This is a genomic window from Ruminobacter sp. RM87 (assembly GCF_000701925.1).
Taxonomy (GTDB): Bacteria; Pseudomonadota; Gammaproteobacteria; order Enterobacterales; family Succinivibrionaceae; genus Ruminobacter; species Ruminobacter amylophilus.
This window is the reverse complement of record NZ_JNKD01000017.1, coordinates 1-23593: the sequence shown is the minus strand read 5'-3', so window position 1 is coordinate 23593 and position 23593 is coordinate 1. Positions and strand designations below refer to the sequence as shown.

At 40.0% G+C, this 23593-nt stretch carries 14 protein-coding genes; 12 read left to right on the top strand and 2 right to left on the bottom strand.

The window, feature by feature from the left end; all coding sequences use genetic code 11:
• Nucleotide 1 precedes the first annotated feature (1 nt).
• Nucleotides 2-2296: a glycogen debranching protein GlgX gene (glgX, locus tag T489_RS0105390; RefSeq protein ID WP_084155417.1), complete on the top strand. Its 2295-nt coding sequence runs from the start codon at nt 2-4 to the stop codon at nt 2294-2296.
• Nucleotides 2297-2406: 110 nt separating this feature from the next.
• On the opposite strand, the gene sppA is transcribed toward glgX, so the two are convergent.
• On the bottom strand, nt 2407-4266 hold the full coding sequence (gene sppA, locus T489_RS0105385; protein WP_031579023.1) for a signal peptide peptidase SppA: 1860 nt from the start codon (nt 4264-4266) through the stop codon (nt 2407-2409).
• 248 nt (nt 4267-4514) lie between these two features.
• Nucleotides 4515-4784: a hypothetical protein gene (locus T489_RS0105380; RefSeq protein WP_051621813.1), complete on the bottom strand. Its 270-nt coding sequence runs from the start codon at nt 4782-4784 to the stop codon at nt 4515-4517.
• A 502-nt stretch (nt 4785-5286) separates the two neighbouring features.
• On the opposite strand from T489_RS0105380, the gene guaB reads away from it, so the two are divergent.
• The 11 genes from guaB (at nt 5287) to T489_RS0105325 (ending at nt 23295) form a co-directional block, all read left to right on the top strand.
• A complete protein-coding gene (gene guaB, locus T489_RS0105375) occupies nt 5287-6747 on the top strand; it encodes an IMP dehydrogenase (protein ID WP_031579021.1) in 1461 nt (486 codons plus the stop codon).
• Nucleotides 6748-6813: 66 nt separating this feature from the next.
• Nucleotides 6814-8391, top strand: coding sequence for a glutamine-hydrolyzing GMP synthase (gene guaA / locus T489_RS0105370; RefSeq protein WP_031579020.1), 1578 nt, complete (start codon nt 6814-6816; stop codon nt 8389-8391).
• A gap of 454 nt (nt 8392-8845) precedes the next feature.
• Nucleotides 8846-10951, top strand: coding sequence for a hypothetical protein (locus T489_RS0105365; protein WP_031579019.1), 2106 nt, complete (start codon nt 8846-8848; stop codon nt 10949-10951).
• Between the two features lie 46 nt (nt 10952-10997).
• Complete coding sequence (locus tag T489_RS0105360) at nt 10998-14003, top strand: virulence factor SrfB (protein WP_031579018.1); 3006 nt, start codon at nt 10998-11000, stop codon at nt 14001-14003.
• Entirely contained in the window at nt 13996-16617 is a 2622-nt protein-coding gene (locus T489_RS0105355) for a virulence factor SrfC family protein (protein ID WP_031579017.1), read from the top strand. The genes T489_RS0105360 and T489_RS0105355 overlap by 8 nt, the downstream gene beginning before the upstream one ends.
• Nucleotides 16607-17389 (top strand): hypothetical protein, encoded by a 783-nt coding sequence (locus T489_RS0105350; RefSeq protein ID WP_031579015.1) that lies wholly within the window; start codon nt 16607-16609, stop codon nt 17387-17389. The genes T489_RS0105355 and T489_RS0105350 overlap by 11 nt, the downstream gene beginning before the upstream one ends.
• Entirely contained in the window at nt 17323-18948 is a 1626-nt protein-coding gene (gene zorA, locus T489_RS0105345) for an anti-phage ZorAB system protein ZorA (RefSeq protein WP_157608063.1), read from the top strand. The genes T489_RS0105350 and zorA overlap by 67 nt, the downstream gene beginning before the upstream one ends.
• A 7-nt stretch (nt 18949-18955) precedes the next feature.
• A complete protein-coding gene (locus T489_RS0105340) occupies nt 18956-20605 on the top strand; it encodes a hypothetical protein (protein WP_031579013.1) in 1650 nt (549 codons plus the stop codon).
• On the top strand, nt 20598-22010 hold the full coding sequence (locus tag T489_RS0105335) for a hypothetical protein (RefSeq protein WP_031579012.1): 1413 nt from the start codon (nt 20598-20600) through the stop codon (nt 22008-22010). Before T489_RS0105340 ends, T489_RS0105335 begins: the two co-directional genes overlap by 8 nt.
• Nucleotides 22011-22553: a hypothetical protein gene (locus T489_RS0105330; RefSeq protein WP_031579011.1), complete on the top strand. Its 543-nt coding sequence runs from the start codon at nt 22011-22013 to the stop codon at nt 22551-22553.
• Between the two features lie 46 nt (nt 22554-22599).
• On the top strand, nt 22600-23295 hold the full coding sequence (locus T489_RS0105325; protein ID WP_031579010.1) for a hypothetical protein: 696 nt from the start codon (nt 22600-22602) through the stop codon (nt 23293-23295).
• The last annotated feature ends 298 nt before the right edge of the window (nt 23296-23593 follow it).

Here is a 23593-nt window from a genome sequence, read left to right as displayed (position 1 = left end):
TATGAGTAATGAGCATTTTGTGCTCATGTCCGGAAATGAGGCCCCATTAGGGGCCTTTGTCCGTGATGGGGGCTGTAATTTTAGTGTATGGGCACCAGAAGCAACCAAGGTTACGCTTATTCTGTACACCGATAATGAACAGGAAATTGTTCGTTATGAACTTCCTGAAAAACATGATGGTCTCTGGTTTGGTTTTGTAAAAAACGTCAGACCGGGACAGTTATACGCCTATAGTGTTGACGGTGTTAATGATCCTAAGAACGGTTTGTCTTTTGATGCCTCAAAAATTCTGATCGATCCGTATGCAAAGAAGCTTAACAGACCTGTTGACTGGAACTACGATCTGTATCTTAATGATTCAGGTCGCTTTATCAGCAAGTCCGTTGTTGTTGACGACAATGCGTTTGACTGGCAGGGAGTAAAGAAGCCCGGCCTGACCAAGGACCGTACCATTCTTTACGAAACTCACGTTAAAGGCTTTACCAAGTTACGTGATGATATTCCTGAAGAATACCGCGGAACATATCTGGGACTTAGTCATCCGAATGTTATCAAGTATCTCAAGGATCTGGGAATAACAGCTGTTCAGGTTATGCCTGTATTTGCAAAGATGAGTGAGTCTCGTCTCGTTGACATGGGGCTTTCCAACTACTGGGGGTACAACCCTATAAGCTTCATGGCTCCTGAACCAAGCTATGCTCTTCATGATGCCGTAACCGAATTCAAGACCATGGTAAGAGAACTCCACCGTGCAGGCATCGGAGTGATTATGGATGTTGTATACAATCACACTGCTGAAGGCGGTCACGGAGGTCCTAATGTTTCTTTCAGAGGTTTTGACTGCCGTAACTATTACGTGTATGAACTGAATCAGGACAAGAGCGTAAATTATCTTGCCACAACCAACGTAACTGGATGCGGCAACAGCTTTAATGCATCAAGTGAACCCGGTTTACGCATAATTCTTGATTCTATGCGTTACTGGCTTACAGAAATGCAGGTCGACGGTTTCAGATTTGACCTTGCGGTTACCGTCGCCAGAGAAACCACTCCGTATGTATTCAATTCATTTGAAACCCACGGTACTTTCTTCAAAGCCTGTCATGCCGACCCGGTAATCAACAAGTGTATTCTTATCGGTGAACCGTGGGATATCGGCGGATTCGGTTATCGTGTAGGTCAGTTCCCTTCTCAGTGGAGTGAACAGAACGACAGGTACAGAGATACCGTAAGATCGTTCTGGCGCGGTGATCAGGGAAAGATGGGGGACTTCGCAACAAGACTTCTCGGCTCAAGGGATCTGTATCCTAAGAATATTCGTTCCATCAATTCCTCAGTAAATTTTGTCAGCTATCATGACGGGTTTACTCTTGAAGATGTGGTTTCATACAATGATCGTCATAATGAAGCCAACGGGGAACACAATCGAGACGGTACGAGTAACAATATTTCCTATAACTGGGGTGAAGAAGGTCCTACCAAGAATCCTTCCATCTTAAGAAAGCGTGCACAGGTTAAGCGTAACATGCTGGCCTCACTGATGCTTTCTCAGGGTATTCCTCATTTTGTCGCAGGTGATGAAATCGGAAGAACTCAGAACGGTAACAATAACGCCTACTGTCAGGATAATGAGATCAGCTACGTACACTGGGATCTTAATCAGTCTCAGAAGAATCTTCGTGATTTCGTAAGTCTGCTGACCAGAATCCGTACAGGATCCAAGGTATTCACCGATCTGCAGCTCAAGGGAGATAATTTCAGACATCAGGCTGGTGTTCAGCATGATGTGGACTGGTATCATCCGAACGGTTCTCTTCTTGAAGACGGAGACTGGGCATCTCCGGTTTCTCAGGCTTTCATGCTGGATATAGGTGAACACAGAGAAAACGGTGAAAGATACATTATCCTGTTCAATGCCAGCCGTTATGATATCTGTTTCCATCTTCCTGATGCTGATGAAGACATGGCCTGGAGTGTAATCATGGATACATCTGAAGAAAACGGTATTCCTGATCGTTACGGCGATGAGAAGGGGCTTATTCCTGTATGCTGTTCTCTCTGCATGAAGCTGCTCAAGCAGGTTGACAAGAAACTTGTGAAGTATTCATACAAGCAGTTATCACCTGCTGTTCGCGTTAATGATGAAAGTGAATTACCAGGTTCACTCGGTGTTTCCGTAAATACCCGCATGATTGAATGCGTGGCACGTACCGTGGCGGATCACCAGAAGGAAATCGGTATTGTTCTTCCTAAGGGGATACTCTCCTCACTGTCCAGAACAAACAAGAAAAAGTAATCTGATACGAATACAGCCGGATTATTCCGTTCGGCTGTTTCATTTGGATTCATCCATAATTAAAGAGGCAACCATAAGGTTGCCTCTTCTGTTTCAGTTACGTCTGTTTATCAGTAACTGATGGTGTACGGCTGAATCATAATCTGTGATTCTCTGCTTACAGCAGCCTTGACGACAGGATGTTCTCTGACGAAATCATCAACAAGCCTGAGAGCCATAGGTCTGTCATAGCGGGCAACAGCCTTTACGATAACGTTTGATACGGCGTTGACCCTGTTATCATCTTTAGGCAGAAGCAGAACCACGCGGGCATTCTTGCTTTCGGCTAGTTTTCTGGCTTCATCAAGTGCAGTGTCAAAAGAACCTATCTTATCAACGAGATTGATTTCAAGAGCCTGATTACCGGTGTATATACGGCCTTGAGCAAGTTCTTCAACTTTGGTTCTTTCCAGTTTTCTGCTGTCTGAAACCAGTCTGATGAAGTTGGCGTAGGTTTTGTTTATTTCCAGCTGAATGAGCTTTTTCTGATTTTCGGTAATAGGAGCGGTAAAGCTCAGATTGGCGTCAGGATTTGTTCCGATACCGTCTTCGTGTATACCGATTTTTTCAGTTAATTCAGAGCCGTTGAAGAGCATGCCGAATACACCGATTGAACCGGTGATGGTGGAAGGCTGGGCAACGATTGTATCAGCAACCGTGGAAATCCAGTAACCGCCTGAAGCAGCCATTCCGGACATGTAAACCACAATCTTACCATTAGTCTTGTTCTTATAGTTTACCAGTGCGCTGCGGATATCTTCAGATGCAGTGACACTGCCGCCAGGAGTATTAAGATAGAGAATCAGAGCCTTGTAGTCATCCTTTGTGGCTTTCTGAATCAGCGGAAGAATATGTTCCGGAGTAAAGGTGGTAAGATTGGAATCGTTAGGATCCTGATAGCCTATTTCCCCGAGACCGTAAATAACGCCGATCTTATCTAAACCTTTCCCTAAACTCCTTTCATTATTGACAATGCTGTTGAAATACTGTTCCGCATCGGTACTGTCGAAATCATAACCGTTCTTGTCTGAACTGTATTTGAAGTTCACCTTGTACATTTTGGAAATATGTTCATAGAAATCATTTTTACTCATGATTTTATCTACGGCACCTGATTCTTGATAGATATTCTTGTCGAAAGGTGTCTTTTCCTCAAGAGCGATAAGATTATCGGAACCGAATAGCAGATTTTCAAGCCTGAGGTCCGGTCTGTTTTTTCTGATGACGTCGGCGTAAAGGTTCCAGAGATCAGAGGTGATAATTCCCATTTCTTCCTTTACCTGAGGGCTCATGTCGTTGCGGTTGAACGGTTCAACGGCACTCTTGTGTGTTCCTGCCTTCGGTGTGAATACAGTCAGCTCGACATTATCCAGAAAATCCTTGAAGTAAAGGTTTCTGGCATTTACGCCGACGATGGAAACCTCACCGAGTTTTGGCAGATAGATTTCATCGGCATAGCTTGCCAGAGCATAGGTTGACTGGCTGTATGAGTCAGCGTAAACGTATATTCTCTTACCTGCCTTCTGGAATTTTTCAATCGCAGGTTCGAGTGATTTGATTACGTCAAGTCTTACTGATTCTGTGTGGGACAGATCCATAACCACTGCTTCCACTTCATCGTCAGTGCTTGCATAATCAAAAATTCTTTTAAGCTGTTCAGTGTAAATATGTTCTTCATGTATTCCGTTTATGGTATTTAAAAGAACCTCTATTCTTGATTCCATTCTCGGAGCATCATAAATGGTTGAATGAACATCCACGAATACAATCTTGTTGGTTTCCGGAACGGAGTCATCTGATGTGGTTGCCAGTCCGGCCATAATGATTATGAAAAATAAAAAAATAAACAGCAGAAAAAACGCATTTATTACGAAATTGCGGACATACGTGATTATGCCCCCAATTAAATCCAGAAATTTCCAAAAACTCATTTTGTTACCATCTATTTAAACAGTTCAGATTATTCAGAGCCGGTGATGTTTTTAGAAAAATTATATAAAAAACATATACAACCGGTTACCTTCTCTGAATGAAACGCAGATATTTTATCATATCTGACATAGGTTTAATTTGCATTATGGATTTTGTATGAGAGCTGATTATTAATTTTTTACAGATCGGGATATAAAATGAAAACAGGAAAGTTTCTGACTTTCCTGTTTTCTGAAATATTTTAAAATTACTGCTGGTTCTGGGTGTTTGTCACTTCAGTTGCCTTTGAATTGGCAATCTTTGCAATGTTTTCGCGGATATCAATCAGCAGGTAAACGAAATATGCTGATATTATAGTACTGATTGAACCGATTAAAAATGTTGCAAAGCCAACGATAAATCCGCTTTTGACCATGGATACCAGAGAAGCCACGATTACGAGTACTTCTAATAAGATAACTGCTATATCTACAATAACGGTGCCTGAGCTAATAATAAAATTCTTAATGAATGACATTGTATTGAATCCTTTTTTAATCAGTTTCTGAAAATCCCTGCCACCTGCCGATAATCACGGCAGGCGGTGTACACGGGATAACTATAGTATCTTTATCTGTACAGTCAAGATTTGTTTGTTATAAATATGTTAATTTTTGAGAAAAGCAATAAAAAGAATGTATTTATAATAATATTGGGAGTGTTTTTTATGATAAAAAGACAAATCTTAAGATATATTACGTAAGAGAAATATGATTAAACTGTTTTAGTAACCATGGAAAATAAATAATTCAGCTGCTTTTCAGGTATTTGGAACGGGGGACTGTCGGTGCGGTATCAGACAAATAGTTCTGATATTAGGGGATGATTAGGATTCAACGACAGGTAAAAATTCCGCTTTGTTATGTTTTTTGTAATAAAAATGTGATTTATGATAAATTTTTCTTTACCTTTAATACCTAAATGCCTATAATATCAACGCAAAATTACCCATTAATTTAATTGATGTGAGGTTTTGCCACATGCTTAGAATCGTAGAAGAAGCATTAACATTCGATGATGTTCTCTTAGTTCCATCTCATTCAACCGTCCTGCCTAATACTGCAGACTTACGTACCAAGTTAACCGCCAATATCACTCTCAACATTCCTATGGTTTCCGCAGCAATGGATACCGTTACCGAGTCAAATCTCGCTATTGCTCTTGCTCAGGAAGGCGGTCTCGGTTTCATTCATAAGAACATGTCTATTGAAAAGCAGGCTGATGAAGTTCGCCGTGTAAAGAAGTTTGAAAGCGGTGTGGTTGTTGATCCTATCACAGTTCATCCTGAAACCACTCTGGCTGAAATCGTGGCATTAACCCATAAGAACGGTTTTGCAGGCTATCCTGTTGTTGACGACGAAGGCGACCTTTTAGGTCTCATCACCGGTCGTGACGTAAGATTCGTAACCGACCTCAGCAAGAAGGTTTACGAAATCATGACCCCAAAGGATCGTCTTGTTACCTGTCATGAAAACGAATCAAGAGAAGTTGTTCAGTCTTTAATGCAGAAGAACCGCATTGAAAAGGTTCTGGTAACCGATGCAAACTTCAAGTTAAAGGGCATGATTACCGTTAAGGACTTCCAGAAGGCTGAAAGCAAGCCTAACGCATGTAAGGATTCATTAGGCCGTTTACGCTGCGGTGCTGCCGTAGGTGCAGGTGCAGGTAACGAAGAACGTGTTAAGGCTCTGGTTGAAGCCGGTGTTGACGTTCTGTTGATTGATTCATCACACGGTCATTCTCAGGGCGTTCTTGATCGTATCAAGGCTACCCGTGAAGCTTATCCTCATATTGATATTGTTGCCGGTAACGTGGCTACCGCTGAAGGTGCCTTAGCCGTTGCTGAAGCCGGTGCAAGCACTGTTAAGGTTGGTATCGGTCCTGGTTCTATCTGTACCACCCGTATCGTAACCGGTTGCGGTGTACCTCAGATTACCGCTGTTTCAAATGCTGTTGAAGCATTAAAGGGCACCGACATCAAGGTTATCGCCGACGGCGGTATCAGATTCTCAGGTGATATTGCCAAGGCAATCGCCGCAGGTGCAAACCTCGTAATGGTAGGCTCAATGTTTGCAGGTACCGAAGAAGCTCCGGGCGAAGTTGAACTCTTCGGCGGCAGATCATTCAAGTCATACCGTGGCATGGGCTCTCTCGGTGCAATGTCAAAGGGCAGTGCCGACAGATACTTCCAGTCTGACAATGCTGCAGACAAGCTTGTTCCTGAAGGAATTGAAGCCCGTGTACCATACAAGGGACTTTTAAAGCACATCATTCATCAGCAGATGGGCGGTCTCCGTTCAGCAATGGGTCTTACCGGCTGCGCAACCATCGATGATATGCGTACCAAGGCCAAGTTCGTACGTATTACCGGTGCAGGCATCAAGGAATCTCATGTTCATGATGTTACCATCACCAAGGAAGCACCTAACTACAGAATTTAATTTGTAACAACGTAAGGCCGGACCGGACTGCTCAGTCCGGCTTTTTATTTAGGAAATTTATTTATTATGGAAAAAAATATCCACAATGAAAAAATCCTGATTTTGGATTTTGGTTCCCAGGTTACTCAGCTGATTGCCCGTCGTGTACGTGAAATCGGTGTTTACTGTGAGTTATGGGCTAACGATGTTACCGCGGAACAGATTAAGGAATTCAATCCTAACGGTATCATTCTTTCAGGCGGTCCATGCTCAGTTAACGATGAAGGTTCTCCAAGAGCTCCTGAATACGTATTCGAAGCCGGTGTTCCTGTTCTCGGTATCTGCTATGGTCTTCAGACCATGTCAGCTCAGCTCGGCGGCAGCGTAAAGTGTTCAAATCTTCGTGAATACGGTTATGCGGCAGTTGATCTCTTAAATGACAACAATCCTCTGTTTGACGGTATCTGCGACAAGACTGAAAACGGCAGAAAGCAGCTTGAAGTATGGATGAGCCATGGTGACAAGGTTGACTCAATTCCAGCCGGTTTTGAAGTTTCAGCTTCAACTCCAAGCTGTCCTTATGCAGCCATCTATGATCCAAAGCGTAATTTCTACGGCGTTCAGTTCCATCCTGAAGTTACCCATACCAAGAGCGGTGCCGTAATGCTGGAAAATTTTGTTAAGAAGATCTGTAAGCTTAACTGTTTATGGTCTCCTGAAGCAATTATCGAAGATGCCATCGCCAGAATCAGAGCCACAGTCGGTGACAACAAGGTTATGCTCGGCCTTTCCGGCGGTGTAGACTCTTCCGTAACCGCACTTCTTCTGCATCGCGCCATCGGTGACAAGCTTACCTGCGTATTTGTTGACAATGGTCTGTTACGTCTCAACGAAGGTGCTCAGGTTAAGGAAATGTTCGGCGATAAGTTCGGTCTCAACATCGTTTATGTTGATGCGGAAGACCGCTTCCTTTCCGTACTTAAGGGCGTAAGTGATCCTGAAGCCAAGCGTAAGGCCATCGGCAAGGCATTTATCGACGTATTCGCTGATGAAGCAAGAAAGCTTACTGACGTAACCTTCCTTGCTCAGGGTACAATCTATCCTGACGTAATCGAATCAGCAGCAGCCAAGACCGGTAAGGCTCAGGTAATCAAGTCTCACCACAACGTTGGCGGTCTGCCACCTGATCTCAAGTTCAGTCTGGTTGAACCTTTAAGAGAACTGTTCAAGGATGAAGTAAGAAAGATTGGTCTTGCTTTAGGTCTTCCTTATGAAATGCTCTACCGTCATCCGTTCCCGGGCCCTGGTCTCGGTGTTCGCGTACTGGGTGAAGTTAAGAAGGAATACTGTGATCTTTTACGTCGTGCCGATGCAATCTTTATCGAAGAACTCTACAAGGCTGAATGGTATCACAAGGTATCTCAGGCATTCGTAGTGTTCCTCCCTGTGAAGTCAGTAGGTGTTATGGGTGACGGTCGTCGTTATGATTACGTGGTGTCTCTGCGTGCCGTACAGACCATCGACTTCATGACTGCTCACTGGGCAGAACTTCCGTATGATCTGTTAGGTCGCGTATCAAATCGTATCATCAACGAAATCAACGGTATCAGCCGTGTGGTTTATGACGTGTCAGGTAAGCCTCCTGCAACTATTGAATGGGAATAATTCTATCGCGCTGAAGGATAATCCGGCTTTGTTCTCATTTTCCTGAAGCACTGTAAAGAGATATTCTTAAATCTTATGCAAACAGCCTGAAGGTTATAGTCCTTCAGGCTTTTTTTATTCCTATGCTTATCTTTTACTCTTTTTTTTGTATCTGTGACAGAAAATACATTTTTTATATAGATAATTGACATGTTTAAAAAAATTAATATTTACTGTTTCTTCATATGAGCAATATCTATTTTATTATGTATTTTAAATTATTATCTGTATTCAATTTAATATAAATCTAATATACCTTCAAAAACAATCATGAAATGTCTGAAAAAGTATTCAATAAAGCATTAAATAATGTGATAGTTAATGGTAGTTTTTTTTTATACGTTTTGATAGTCTGTACTATCAATCATAAAAAATAGTGGTTTATGTCATCATTAAATAATTAAAGAGACTATGTATGGCGGACAGTTATAAAATTACAGACTATGAGCGTAAAAATTATGAACCCCGTGGCGAACATGGTCGTTCTGTCGATATGGTTAAAGACCATCTTGATCATTTTATAAAAAAACATATTTTTAAAGGTGAGAGTTTTTCTCAATCCACGAAAAACTGCATTCTTGCTCTGTTCTCTGATGTTGTTATCGGTGAAGACAGACTTGAGGTTTTTGTTCCTGGTGTTTTTCGCAAGGTGAAATCTATAAGAAAATATTCGCAGCTTACTGAAGATCAGAAAAAATATGTAAATGTGAAGATTGGCAAATATTTTTCTTTTATCAGAGATAAAAGCAAAAAGATTTACGAAAGTAGCACCAGCAGTGAAATAAGAGATTTGGCAAGATATTTCTATAATGAAGACAATCCTAAATCCTGCGGGGTGGTTCTGGATTTTCCAAGCAATGACTGTATTTTCGTAGTAAATACAACTCCGGTAATCAGTTTAATAGGCTGGAGACTTTCAAATTCATCAGAGCCAAACAATGATTACCTGAGTTTTGTATGTGATAAATGTGACGGTTCCGATCTGGTGGACTTTGAATCCACTCCTGCGGAAAAATACTATAGTCAGTTTAATTATTTTTCATCTAAAAACGATGAATCAGATTTTGCTGAGCAGGATGACATCGATGCGGCACAGGATTTTAAGAACATCTGGCCTGACATCGATTCATGGAAGGATGATTCAGATGATGAAAAAACAGATGCAGACAGTATAAAAGATATGGCCGATTCTCTTTCTGAGGGGGCAGACAAGGAGGAACCTTCAGTTTCTTTCCATTATGATGCGAATAAAGATGAATCTTCTTGTTTCAATGCATCAGGATCAGATAATCATTTTAAAAACGATGTATTTGACGACGGTACTTCAGTTAATTTAGCTGACCTGAATCTGTCAGATTCCCAGGTAAATCCCCAGTATAATTCAAACGGTGGTCAGGGAGCTGACGAAAATAATCAGGACAATTTCAATTATGACAGTCAAGCGTCATCCGGTTTGAATAATGAGGCAGAGGGCCAGGTTGATTCTGATGATAAAAAGTCCGGGAAAAAATCTTATGGTTTCTGGATATTCATTATAGTTCTTCTGCTACTGTTTCTATGTCTTCTTTTCTGGCTGATATATCCGGAAGATGACAATCCGGAAGGTTCTGAACCTGTAAACGAGCAGGAAAACGAACAGGAAAATACGGAACAGGCTGATGAAGACAGTCATGATGACAGTAAGAATGCCTCAAATAAGGATGCCGGCGATCAGTTCGTACTTGTGGTAAACGGAGACTCTTTATCAGGCTCTTCAGAAAATGCCGGTTCCGGCACGGGGGATGGAGGAGCTGGTATGCCGAATGGCGGCGATTCCGGTGCCGCCGGCTTACCGGAACAGAATTCCAGTGCTTTTAGTGACGTTTCTTCTGGTGAATATTCTTCAAGCGAGGTTGTGGAATCAGGTAATGATAACAGCGTAGGTGTTAGTTCGGAAACGTCAGCCTACGATACATCAGATATCGTTGAGACCGGCAGTTATGATTCCGGTGAGGTTTCAGAGGAGACATACGAAGATACATCTGCTGTCAGTGATTCATCAGAGTCTTCAGGTTCATCTTCTGATATTGAGGATAACTCATCTTCATCCATGCCTGCTGCTGACACTGAAGCTCAATCCGGCATAGCGGAGAATGGTTCAGTTCCTGAAACGGTATCTCAGGAAGATTCCACGGTTCAGGGTACTGATGCTGAAAAATCAAAGAAATCAGATTCCGCAAATGCTGTCGGTGAACATGTGGTTCAGGCTAAAATCTCAGTTTCCTACAGATTGTTAAAAAATAATTCAGCCAGGGTAAGAATGTGGGATGGCGAGAGTGAACTCTGTACGCTGAACACAAAATATTCTAAAGTGGACAGCGGGCTATCTTTTGCCATAAATCAGCAGGATGCCATTAAAAACTGCGGCGTTGAATTTTCAAAAATCCAGTGTAGCGAGGTTTTTGATAATTGTTTCCTGCTACTTGATTCAAAAGGCTGGAAAATATCTGTGCATTCATTGGGAACAGAAGCAGTTAGATAAAGAATTTGAACTTAGGTAACTGAAATTGTTACAGGGGATATCAAAAATGGTAAATAAGTTTATTGAATCTCAGGATGATATGATTTTAATTGAACACAGCGGGGTTCAATTTACTGATTTTAAAATTGATTTATCTGCATTGGATGAGGATCACTACGAACGTTTTGTTATTAACTCTGATGCAGAGTGTCTGGAAAAAGTAAAAAAGATTGAGAAGAAATATGTAAACCTTGTAAATAACGAGGAATATAATTCAGATACGAAAACGATTCGCTATGAACTCAAAGAAGCACTGGAAGCTTATGAACAAAAGTGGTTTCCTATTCCTTTTTTGAAAAAACTTGATGACAGAGACGGTTTTGCCAACGGACCTTCCTGCTGGGCAAGAGCTTTTTTTAAAAAGATTGCCGGCGAAGAGAAAAAGTATCATCTGGTGATAGCTTTTGATACCTCTGTTAATAATAATGACAGGGATAAATTAAAAGGATTATTTCCTTTGAGTGAGGATATACGTTCTGGTGCTAAATTTGCGCTGTGTTCCAATTTTTTAAATATTAATTCATTTATAAAAGATAATTTTTTTGTTTCTACATGGATAAATAACATCTGGGAAGAGTACAGTGTCCGAAAGGAATACACAGAATCAGAGAAGCAAAAAAATACAATTAATCATCAGGGTACAGCCTTTTATCAGACCATTATCAGTCTGCTGTTAAATCAGGACTGTGTAAAAATTCCTAGAGTTAAGATTATTAAGTACCAGAAATTCGAAGATGGTGCAGTACCCGTAGATCTGGTTTTAGATGTCGGTAATTCAAGAACCTGTGCACTGTTTGTGGAAAGACATCCTAATGAAAAAGGTTTTTCATCTAACTATCAGATGGGAATGAGAGATCTTACAGATCCGACCATAATCTACAATGATGCATTTCCGAGCAGAGTGGAATTTGCAATTCCTTCATTCAATAATAATAAATACTGTGTTTCACCAAACGGAGCAACACCTTTTGTCTGGGCCTCAATGGTCAGAACAGGTTATGAAGCTCAAAAACTTACATGGAATCTGGAAGGCAATGAAGGTTTAACAGGATTATCCAGTCCTAAAAGATATCTGTGGGATGATGAGGAACAGAAGAGTATCTGGTACGTGAATCCTTCATGTACCAACAACGAATCCAAAAGTGCAAATATAGCCCCGATTCAGACTTATATAAATCAGGCCGGTTTCGCAACCTATGAAAATGAGGATTATGAAGCTGTATTTGAGCCGAAATATTCACGTATGTCTTTAATGACTTTCCTTCTTAATGAGATTTTAGCTCAGTCTTACTGTCTTATTAACAGTGTTTATCAGAGATCGTCAATGAAATCAAAGGATTCTCCGCGATATCTGAAATCTATTATTCTGACAATTCCGCCAGGAATGCCGAGAGAGGAGATTGAAGCATACGAACAGTGCATGAAGAGAGCACTGGGGATTTTCTGGAAGGCAATGAAGTGGGACACCACTGAAGATGACGTGAACATCTTTAATATGTCTCAGGATGATTCGAAAGTCAAAAATATGTGGCCGGAGATACCTGAAGTACAGATTAAATGGGATGAGGCAATCTGCGGTCAGGTGGTGTTTATCTATAACGAAATGGTGAAGAATTTCAGTAACAACTATGATAATTTTTTCAGAAGTTATTCCCGTCGCAGAAATTCCCAGAAACTCGTTATGGCAACTGTTGATATCGGTGGCGGTACCTCAGATATAGTCATAAATCAGTTCTCTCTCAATTCAAACGGAGATGCCATAGCACCGACTCAGTTTTTCAGGGAAAGCTTTAAGGTTGCCGGCGATGACATCATGCTGAACGTGATTAAACGTTATGTTGTTTCCTCCATAAAAGCCTACATGAAAGGCAGGGGGGCTTACGATGATGACATTTCAGAAATTTTAAGCCGCAAGATAGGTGGTACGTCAGAAGGTTCTGCTCAGGAAAAGAATTTAAAGAAGATTCTGACACTGCAGCTTTTTGAACCTCTGGCACTTAAGATCCTGAGTGCTTATGAAAAGTATGGTGCAAGGGATTTTGACAAATACGATGTGGATAATCGTACATTCAGGGATATTCTGGAGTCATCCCCGGTAAATCAGAATGTTATAGATTATATCAGCAGGGATTTTGCCGCTCTGATAAAAGATGATTCCTTCTCAATAATGGATGTGATTCTGCGCGTTAATTTCAAGGAATTTGACAACAACTTTTCTACCTGTCAGTCACTGGATATCTGTGAAAAGGTCTTTTCCTACATGGCAGAGGTTATTCACTACTACAATTGTGATGTAGTTCTGCTGACAGGGCGTCCATCCAATCTGCCAGGAATTCTCTCATGTTTCAGAAACAGGGTTGATATTCCTCCGAAGAGAGTTATATCAATGCATTCTTACAAGATTGCAGACTGGTATCCGATGAGGAAAAACGGTTTTATTGATGATCCCAAGACCACTGCGGCTGTGGGGGCATTAATCTGTCATTCAAGTGCTAATGGCGCCTTAACCGAATTCAACTTCAAGTCTCTGTCCATAAAGATTAAATCGTGTGTCAGATACCTCGGACGTCTTGATGCGGCATGTGAAAGACTGTATGACAAGAATATCTACTACAGGGATGTCAATTTTGATGATCCAAAGTATAAATTTGACGGCAGCTTCAGAGTTTCCGGTCCGATTGTATTGGGTTACAGATCCATGCAGTACGAAAGGTGGCCTGCTTCCATACTGTATAAGCTCGTCCTCAGTGAAAAACTGGCAAGACAGCTTAATGCCGATGCAGATGCTTGTATTGAAGTGACTTTGGAAAGAAACATTGATTTTTCAGATGAAAATGATGATAAAAACAAACAGCCTTCATCCAAACTTTCAGTAAGGAAGAGTCAGTCATCAAACAGAAACATTGACTGCTTTGACGAGGATGTGAAGATTAAACTCTGTACCCTTCCGGACAGAGGACTGTCAGATAATGCTTACTGGCTTGATAGTGGGAGTATTTTAATAAATGAATAACGAATTTTTAAATCTTAAAGAAGAGTGGGACACTGTCGAGGCCAATTCCGAAAGTTCAATTAAATGGGTGGAAAAGGTATCAGGCAAGGTTAAAGTTATCAAAAAGGAAGCTGATAATACCTGTTATCATCTCGGCAAAACAGCTGCTAAAGCCAGACTGTTAAGTAAAGTATGCGGTAAAAAAACCGGTATCGGTCTGTTCGGCGAATCTCAGGTAGGCAAGTCTTATCTGGTTTCCACACTGGCATCTGACAAAGATGGAAAACTGATAACTTACCTTGGAAACAACAAGGAATATAACTTTATTGATGATATCAATCCTTCCGGCGGGGGTAAGGAATCAACCGGACTGGTTACCAGATTTACCACTGATGCAAGTGAGTGTATTGATACCAGGTATCCTTTACTACTGCAGATGCTTAAGGAAAATGAGATTATTAAAATAATTGTAAATACCTATTACAATGATTTTAAGAACAGGGAACCATACGACAACAGTAGTGCCAATATTGCTGACGCCGTGAAGAAAGCCAACTGTATACAGAAAAAGGAAAAGGTAAATATGGCTCTTGATGAGATCTTTTCCCTGGAAGATTATATCAAGGACAATTTTCCTCAGCTGGAAAACCTTGGTGAAACCTATTGGAAAGCGGCTCGTACCAAAATTATTTACGGAGATCTTAACCAGAGAGCTGATTTTTTTTCCGTTTTATGGAACGGAAAAAAACAGCACGAGCTGACCCGTCTTTACAAAAAATTGGCCAAAACATTGAGTGAACTCTGTAATTCGGAAATCGTTTATGCTCAGGAAGAGGCTCTTGTACCGCATGACAATAACAATAATCTTTCCATAATCAATGTTAATGCTCTGTACAGACTAGGAAGCGAGGAGTCTGAATACAAGACCCGCGTGATGACTAAAGATAAGGTAGAGGTTGACATTCCTTTAAGTGAACTTGCCGCCTTAACTGCCGAACTGTCACTTTGTATTCGCAGTCCTAAGCTTGATATTATCAAAAAGATGGACCTGCTGGATTTTCCCGGATACAGAGGTCGTATGGCTGTATCGTCTGTGAATGAGCAGGATTCCGATAATACTCGGGGACAGACGTTATTATCCCGTTTGTTTTTAAGAGGCAAGGTGGCTTATCTTTTTGAAAGATATACCGATAACTTGGAAATAAACAGTCTGATTGTTTGTACCTCCGCCGACAGTCAGATCAATACAAAAATGGAGGATGTTATTCGCAGATGGATTGAGAAAACGCAGGGTGAAACTCCGGAAAAGAGAAACAGTCATCAGACAGGTCTGTTATGGGCAATAACCAAATTTGATTCAAGGATATCTTCGGATCTGGATAAGACCAGATATGAATATGGAGATAAAGGTCTTCTCTGGCAGGCTGTTAAGGAAAAATTCGGAAATGAAGAATGGTTTACGAACTGGAATGGAACCGATAAGAATCCGCAACCTTTTAATAATATATTTCTGGTAAGAAAACCAGGACTGCAGTCGTGTCCTTTCATAAAAGTATATGAAGGATTGGAAGAGGAATTAAATTCTGATTTCAGTCAGAGAATAGATGACATGAAAGAATGTTTTATAAATGACGATGATATAAAAACCTATATTGCCGATCCTGAGGAAGCATGGGATGCCGTGCTGAAACTTAATGACGGAGGCATGGAGAGAATCTGTAATTACATTAATGCCATAGATGCCGATAAAATCAGAAAATTTTCCATTGAGAATACACTTAAGGATTGCTGCAATACAGCCATAAATCTCCTTGATAAATGGTACACCAGCAAAAATAATGACGAAGTCAAAAATCGTAAAAAGTTCAATCTGAAAAAGACTCTAACCGAGTATAAAAGCAATCCCAATATGTCGATTCGCTGGGCTGATATTCTTTCTCTGTTTGATTTACGCGAAGGAACCATAAAGGATATTTATCAGCATTCAGATTATCTGGATGATGACGAAGAACCTGAGACTGAGAAAAAGAATAATCGGAGCAGTGAGCCTGATGATTTATCAGATATTGATGATCTTCTGAATTCACTTGGTGACGATACAGATGCTGCTGAGGATAATTCTCATAAAATTCTGTCTTTCGGTGAAAAGATCTACAACAGATGGATTGATCACATGAGAAATCTGTCAACTGAACCGGCCAACACCAGATTGATCAGTAAGTCCTGTCTGGAATTCATATCCTCTGAAATTGTTAACTATGCGGAGAAAAATAATCTGAAGGAAAAACTCTGCACAGAAACCGAGGAAATTTCCAAGACTAAAAATAACAAGGACGAATTATGGCCGGTAATGGTTCAGATTGTAAAAATGATAATTTCAGACTGTATTTATTCTATAAATAATCTGGCGCTTACAGATATTCCTGAGGTTGATGCGGAAAAGATTCCTGTCCTTAATGAGAAAGAGGCTGACAATCATGGTCGTGCGTATTCTAAAAAATGGATGCAAAATTTTGGGGGATATGTAAAAGATAATCTCGGTGTTACAAATCCAATAGGTCTTGACGAACAGGAAAATGATGAACTGGGGAGATACATAAATACTTATAAAGAGATAAGCAAAGATGCGTATTAAAATTCGCAAAAACGGAGAGTTTGATTATTTTTTTGAAAAAGAAGTAAGGTCGCTTTCATTCTGTATAGAAAGAAAAGAACCTGATTCATATCTGGGAGAGAAGGGAGAGTGGGGGCCTAACAGGTTTGTGTTCAGGATTAAACCGCGATACCCTTCCAGACCAATAAAAGGAAAAGTGCGTATATCCATTAATAAGGGAATTCAGAGCTCGATCGTTAATTTGGGAAATCACGGAGCATGCAGGTTTATACTCCTGGCTGACGATGTTGAGCGTGATAATTGCATTCTTTCACCGGGAAAATTTGAACTGGACGGAATCTATGATACAGACTTTACTCTCGATGATGGAGGATGGGTACTTTCTGAATGCATAGAACAATCTTCTTATGTGCAGGAGACTCTCCGTGAGAAACCTGAAGTTTATGAAGAGTTTACTCCCGTTTCAGAGGTTAAGTCTGAAAAACATTCATCATCCGGTGATGATACTCTTCCTGATTTGCCTGATGAAATATTGGTACCTGAAAAAGACATTGACAGGGAGGAGAGGGACGGAGCAGGAGAAGAAATGTTTATCCCGGGTATGAATTATGAATCAGTGCCGCGGGGAATAAAAAAAAGTGTAAATGAGAACATGGACATAAGGTTTGTGTCATCTCATGAAGAATTTGAGAATATGCGTATTTCCAGAGTGCCATTACTGGTTAAATGGGTACTTTGGGTGATAGCTGTAGTCGGTTTGGTGTATTTGTTTATCAGGTTTTTATGTTATTGAATGCTATAAAGGGCTTTATACCTGCGTTAAGTGATGGAACCTCTTGGTTTTTTTGCATTGTCATAGTGATACTGTTTTTAATTTTTATTTTTTCTGAATTCCTAAAGCAAAATGAGTCTAGAAAGCTTATCGATCAGCTTATGCAGAAAATGGAGCAGTATAAGTGTAAAAACGGTGACAAGGATAATGCCGACAGGATGTTTTTTGATATAGAACATCAGAAAGGCAAATTAAAACATCTTGTAAAACCGTTCAGAAATTCGCTTCTCGAATACGTTGACGGAATGCAGGCTAAGTACTGCAATTCAAAATGTGCTGATGATTTTTTCAATGAACATACCATTGCTCCGGGAATATGCGAGGTGAGATCCCTGTTCCCTTCACTTCTTACCGGTCTGGGGGTTCTTGGTACGTTCGTGGGGCTTCTTTTGGCTTTGGGCGGATTTAACAATCTTGATACATTTCAGGGGGCTACCCAGATCCAGAATGAACAGCTGATATCACTGCTCAAAAATGCCAAGGTGGCATTCATAACTTCCGTATGGGGGGTTTCTGCAAGTCTTATCTGTTCGGTCATAAGATGTGTTGTTTCTTTTTATGTCATGAAGTCAATTACGAAACTGCAACACGTGATAGATGAATCATTTGTTCCTAATATAAGCAATGATAATTCTCTTAGAAAAATGGGGGTTAGAACAAATTCAGTTCAGGATTGTATTATTGACTTAAAGAATACTCTTGTAACTACTCTCAATACCAATTCAAGAGAGTCTGCAGAGTATCTTGCCAAATCCATTACGCAGTACATTGCTGACGTTAACGAAGAAGCCATAAAAAAGGCTATCGACAACATGAGTGGAGTCTTTGACAGAATATTCAGCAAATACACTGAGGCGCTGGAATCCGCCGGCAGAAATTTTATAGATTCCACCAATAAAGCCACCACGACTGTCACCATCAGGTATACCGAATGGTCTGATAAATTTAAGACTCTGACCAGTGATGCCATGAACAATATCCAGCATATAAGTGATGACATTGAAAAGTGGGGAAAATTGGCAGGTGAACTTGGAGCAAGGGGCGAAGCTATCTGCGGCAATATTGAAGCTCTTGTGGGCAAAACATCAGATTCCGTAGTTAAATGTTCTGATCTGACTGAAAAGATTGAAAACCTTCAGCAAAACATTATGGATCAGGTCAACAGGTTGGATCCTGAAAGTGAGGATTCCCTCAGCAGACTGAAAAAAATTAACGAGGTGTCTAATAACGTATCAGAAATTTTAAAGGATATGGAAAAGATGGAAAGAGATCTGGCCTCAGGTATCAGGGAAATACAGGACATTAAGCCTGTTATGGACAGTACTCTGAAAAATAATATCCAGGATTATTCAGAGAACGTTAAACAGATTACCAAAGAACTCACGGATCACTGGGCTCAGGCTTACAGGGAAAGAGCCGATCATTATGAAAAGGTGGCTTCAACCAGCATGAATGCCGTTCTGAAGGCATTTACAAAAATTGCGGATAATCAGTATTCTGCCAACAGTCAGGAGAAATGATTTATAAATGTCCGAGCAGCTGGAATATTTGAATTTTAGTGATTTGTGGAATGAAGAGCTGATTAAAATCAGAAGGGGGGATGATGACCTCTCTGATTTTGACAGAGCCATGGCTTCCACATGCAATAAAATTCTGGAAATCGCTCACAGATATGATCCGGCCTACAAGGCTCTGAGCCTGCTGGATAACTATTTGAACGGTACAAGTTATTTCAATAGAGGAAAGGACAGATTTTTCGATCTGATCTTCGGAGTGTTTTTGCGTTACATAAAAGATGAAATCAAATTCACTCCCGAAAGACGTCGCAAATTTATTCTTTTTTATCTGAAATTTTATGACAGGTGCCATAAGGCTGTAAAAGAACTTCCGGCACTGTCTGAACCTGTACTGATAAGAAATCTGGCTCGGGGAGATACATCCGGAAAAATTTATTCTGATGATGATGATCCCGGTTTTATTTTTAACGCCGATACCATAGAGGCATTCACCTCGGGAGAACTCCACGTTTTTCTGATGTGGCTCGCACGAGAGAACTATCAGAGCCAGAAAAGCAGTGAACAGATGCCGCTGCTCTTTTTCACAGACTGTTTTAAGTATCTTGCAGACGGGAAATATTACAGAAGACTTCTCAGTAAAGACAGAAATTTGCTTAAATGTTTCAGCAGACGTTCAGCGGTTGACGATCTTTATGAAAACATGATTATTGATTACGTAAATTTTCTCTGGAAGAAGAACGGTCCGGTTAAAAATCTTTCCATTCCCTTTATGGAAAAATTGTTTTTCTATTATGTGTTTGTGTACTGCTGCAGAACCAGACAGAATAACAAGACTCTACGTGATAAAGGTGTTGATGTTTCCGTATTCGGAAGCGGTTCCTCTGATTTTGAGAGTGTCTGTACCGGATTCGGCGTATCTTTATATGATGTGTTTGTTTTTTATAGAGAAGAAAAAAACAGATTTAACCTGAAAGAAATAAATCAGATTCAGAGTTCATGGGGGAAGTTTGTCACGTCCTTTCTGACACTGGTCAGTATGTTAAGAAACAATCTGGTAGATATTCCGCCAATGGCAGATCTGCTTTACGGAATAGCTGATTACAACGGCGGAAAACCATCAGGGCAGGATCTGATTCTCTACAGAAACAGAATTCACTATGAAATTTTTAGAACGCTGATGCCTGAAAAACTTGCAGGTATAACCGATGACTTTTTGAAAGAAAATTATATTTTGAAAAACCTGACCTTTATCAGACTGTACGTGCCGGAAAAATGTCTGGGTAAAATCAGAACACCTGAGAATTATGTGGCGGTATTTTCTGTCGGCAGGTCAATGGATTCAAGCTGCTACTGTGTAGTCAGGGCTCTGGATAATGTTTATATATTCATGTATTCTCCAGAAGAGAGTGAAGTGAGCGTATATAAACTGAAAAACGGAAATGTTTCGACAGGTGCCACACATGGAGAAGATTCTTCCGCTGACAGTGACTTCAATAAGCTTAAAAGAACCTACGGCGGCAGGGATTACGATGAAATCAAAAATGAAGAAGACAAAAGAATCCCATGGCTCTCTGATGAAAGCAATATCTATTTCTCAATCGATGAAATTGCCGGAAATATCGAACTGAAGCTATATGAGTGCGGGGCTGAAAATGGATAATAGTCTGCAGAATTACTATTTTTGTCTGAAAACCAGGCAGATCATCGTAAAACCGAGTACTTTAAGAAATTTTAGACAGAGTCTGTATTTTTTGGTTGATTCAGAGGATTCTGTCAGCAGAATTGAGAAAATTCTTGGGGAATCAACTCTTGGCGTATTATCCGACGCCGTACTTATGGATGAATTGTCAAATCTGTCCAGACTTTCTTTTTATTATCGTTTTATGACAGAATCAGAAGCCTCGGTCTGTGACAGCGATTTAATCCTGGATTACGTGAGGGTGATGAGTAATGTTGAACTTGTAGAAAGCAGAATCATCGATAAATTATTTAAGAAAGATAAAAAACCGAAGGGATATCAGGAATTCATAAGTTCAGATGTTCACATAAACGCTGTTTCCGCTTTATTTCGCCAGCTTTATAAGAGAAATGGAGAAGAATGGGACAGAAAATTAGCGTATTTAAAGAATAACTGTCTGATTTCAGAAAGACTGCTTGAAAACATTAAAAAGAGCTCAGGATTTGAGCCGGCAGCCAAAAAGTTACCGATAAGCAAAAATTACATAAAGGACAGGATTGAGCTGTTTTTTAACGGACTGCAGTCTGTTCTTACCGATGAAGCCCGCAGCGGAAAAATGTGGTTTTACTTTAAGGTAAGAAAGATAAGATCAGAAATGCTGAATATTGAGAAAAATATAAGGGATGTTATTGGCAGACTTGAAGATTATCCTCTGATAAGAAATTATTTCCTGACCGGTTTTTTTGAGAATCTGAAGGATTATTATTATTCGCTGTGGAACATCAGACAGAGGGTATTTTTTTACTATATCGTCTGGGATCTTCTTAAAACATTTAAACCAAATATTGATTTAAAGTCCGGTTTTAACGGAGTCGGGGAGCGACAGTTCATTGAAGGTTTTATGGAATTGAAGGAACTGCTGTTTGTCGAAGGTCTCATACAAAACCGTAAATATGCGGAAATTATTCCTGATGATAAAGATGTTCTGCGTTATCTCTATTCCGAAAATAACGTTCTTGATTTTGAATGCATGTCGGTGGATCGCTGGACCGGAGCCAGCAGTCCACATCTTTGGCATATTGACGCTGATGCTTCATGCAGCAGATGCATTGTCACGGTTTTTGCGAAGCAGTCGTCATCATTGGGAACATCAGAATCGAATTACTCGATACTGGCAAAATATGATTTTAAGAAGACAGATTCCATTCTTAAGATAAACAGTCATCGTTTTCACTTCTCTCCGACGGTGTTTTATGAGAATTTTATGGATTTTATCATCAATGTGATGGCTGTTATGGATAACGTGAATATTGACAGTTATCCGATAAAAGAAGCAGACAGCAGGGCAATATACAGAATCATTACGGAAGAGTTCGAGCTTTATTAAATGTTGAATACATATACATCGTTAATTGAACACACTTCAGATACAAACAGTGAAGATTATCTTCCTGAAAAATCAGACAGGATTTTTCGTGTTCTGTTCTGTATGCGCAGTTGTCTGTGCTCTGCAGATCATTTTTCGGAACATGAAATACGCAAATATTTATCCGCGGTAATGAATTTCGTGGAAAAGGAAAATCCTGATTATGAAGCAGAGATGCTGATAAAAAAGTATATCGTGGAAATTCAGAAGAAGTACGGTGAATATGACCTGATTCAGGAAGATGAATTTTTCAGAATAAAAGCTACATTTAAAGTTGATGACTCACATAAAGAAAATCAGAAAATGTTCGATGACATCGATGAGGTTCTGAATAAGAATGATCTGGAAAAATATAAGATCGCTGATATCGGTTATGGTGGCAATTCCAAATATCACATTATTAAGACAGGTGCTGTCAGACGTATTCTTATTGTAAGGCTGTGCTGGTGGTTTTTACGAATAATAACAAGACCGTTCAGAAAAAAAAGAAAATCATTCAGGTAGGAAGAAATTTCTCCGGGAAATTAGATGATGGCGTGGTGGTAGTTGAATGTTGGAATATTTCTTGAAAAACAATCCCTACAGAATTTTGGGACTGACGATTGATGCGGGAGAAAAGCTTATAGAAAGAAAACTGAGGCAGTATGAGTACAGTCTCGGTTATCACGGTCAGTTCTTCGGATATACGGTTGAGGGGATTGAAGACAATAAGTATGAATCTGTCGAAGGAAATTCAGTCAGGAACTCCATGCAGGATATTTTCAGTAAGCTCAGATACGCACAGTACTGGTTTACCGATCCGTACGGCATGATAAAGGGACGGAGTATAGATGCAGAGTCTCTGTACAAGAGTTATGATCAGGACTCAGTATTTTTTCAGCAGAACAGACTTGTTTATCGGCTTATGTTCAGAAAATACGACAATATTCTGCAGCTGTGCAGCAGCCTGTATGACGAAAAGAATCTTTCACTGCTTTTTGCAGGCATCACAACAAACCGAAAACTGATAAATCCTGTTTGTTTTGAAGAGAATATTCAGCTGAACCTTGTAGATGATGAGTCATTTAACACAAAATACATTCCTGATGACGGACTTTCCGAAAGCTGGCGTTTTTATAAGGATAATCTCAGTCATATACTGGAAGTGAAAGACATTAAAAACAGACTTTCGACAGGAGAGGTTTCGGGGAAAAATGTCAGAAAACACATCAATTTGGAATTTAACCTCAAATTAAACCAGCTATAATTTTTTTCCTTTACCACTTCTAACCAAAATACATTACCAAAAATTTTTTTGTAATTTCTGTTTTCGTCAGCCAAATTTTTTATCAACTTCAGAAATTTTTTGGGGATAAGACGAGTTTCCATCATAAATATTTTTTCTGTTATGTTTTATTTCAAACTTTTTACCTGAAAAATCTGTATATTTTTCATTCAATTATGTGGCGTGCTTAAAAGACATCAGGAACTGATTTTTTAGAAAATATTTAAATATGAATTTGTTTGACAACTGTTTGTTTTCTTTGAAAATTAGAAAGCCATAG

Bases quoted from the DNA above. Each gene is read 5' to 3' on its own strand.
- T489_RS0105360 (WP_031579018.1), top strand. From the start codon at position 10,998: ATGGTAAATAAGTTTATTGAATCTCAGGATGATATGATTTTAATTGAA.
- T489_RS0105380 (WP_051621813.1), bottom strand. From the start codon at position 4,784: ATGTCATTCATTAAGAATTTTATTATTAGCTCAGGCACCGTTATTGTA.
- zorA (WP_157608063.1), top strand. From the start codon at position 17,323: ATGGGTACTTTGGGTGATAGCTGTAGTCGGTTTGGTGTATTTGTTTAT.
- T489_RS0105365 (WP_031579019.1), top strand. From the start codon at position 8,846: ATGGCGGACAGTTATAAAATTACAGACTATGAGCGTAAAAATTATGAA.
- guaA (WP_031579020.1), top strand. From the start codon at position 6,814: ATGGAAAAAAATATCCACAATGAAAAAATCCTGATTTTGGATTTTGGT.
- sppA (WP_031579023.1), bottom strand. From the start codon at position 4,266: ATGAGTTTTTGGAAATTTCTGGATTTAATTGGGGGCATAATCACGTAT.
- T489_RS0105335 (WP_031579012.1), top strand. From the start codon at position 20,598: ATGGATAATAGTCTGCAGAATTACTATTTTTGTCTGAAAACCAGGCAG.
- glgX (WP_084155417.1), top strand. From the start codon at position 2: ATGAGTAATGAGCATTTTGTGCTCATGTCCGGAAATGAGGCCCCATTA.
- guaB (WP_031579021.1), top strand. From the start codon at position 5,287: ATGCTTAGAATCGTAGAAGAAGCATTAACATTCGATGATGTTCTCTTA.
- T489_RS0105350 (WP_031579015.1), top strand. From the start codon at position 16,607: ATGCGTATTAAAATTCGCAAAAACGGAGAGTTTGATTATTTTTTTGAA.
- T489_RS0105325 (WP_031579010.1), top strand. From the start codon at position 22,600: ATGTTGGAATATTTCTTGAAAAACAATCCCTACAGAATTTTGGGACTG.
- T489_RS0105340 (WP_031579013.1), top strand. From the start codon at position 18,956: ATGTCCGAGCAGCTGGAATATTTGAATTTTAGTGATTTGTGGAATGAA.
- T489_RS0105355 (WP_031579017.1), top strand. From the start codon at position 13,996: ATGAATAACGAATTTTTAAATCTTAAAGAAGAGTGGGACACTGTCGAG.
- T489_RS0105330 (WP_031579011.1), top strand. From the start codon at position 22,011: ATGTTGAATACATATACATCGTTAATTGAACACACTTCAGATACAAAC.